This is a genomic window from Leisingera sp. XS_AS12, from assembly GCF_041224635.1.
GTDB lineage: Bacteria > Pseudomonadota > Alphaproteobacteria > Rhodobacterales > Rhodobacteraceae > Leisingera.
This window is the reverse complement of sequence record NZ_JBGFGM010000089.1, coordinates 1-410: the sequence shown is the minus strand read 5'-3', so window position 1 is coordinate 410 and position 410 is coordinate 1. Positions and strand designations below refer to the sequence as shown.

Below are 410 nucleotides of genomic sequence, written 5' to 3'. Positions count from 1 at the left end.
GAACCCGCGCGTCCGCCAATCCAGTCTGGGACCCGCCCACCATGGCCGGATCAGCAAGGTCGGCCGCAGCCATGCCAGCGCCATGCTGGTCGAGGCGGCCTGGGCCGCGGCGAAAGCGCCGGGTCCGTTACGCGCCTTCTTCATCCGCATCCGCGCGCGGCGCGGACATCAGATCGCCGCCGTCGCGGTGGCGCGCAAGCTTGCGGCCCTTTGCTGGCACATGCTGACCAAAAACGAAGACTATCGCTGGGCCCGGCCCAGCCTGGTGGCCCACAAGCGCCGCGCCATGGAACTGGCGGCCGGGCAGCCGCAGAAAAAGGGTAATCGGCGTGGTGCAGGCTATGCCTACAATGTGAAGGAGCTGCGCCACCAGGAAGCCAAGATCGCTGAGCAAGCGGAGAAAAGCTACG

The 410-nt window shown here is 67.3% G+C and carries 1 pseudogene; it reads left to right on the top strand.

The window, feature by feature from the left end:
- Window positions 1-410: pseudogene (locus tag AB9K35_RS09510) on the top strand (IS110 family transposase); the annotation flags it as partial.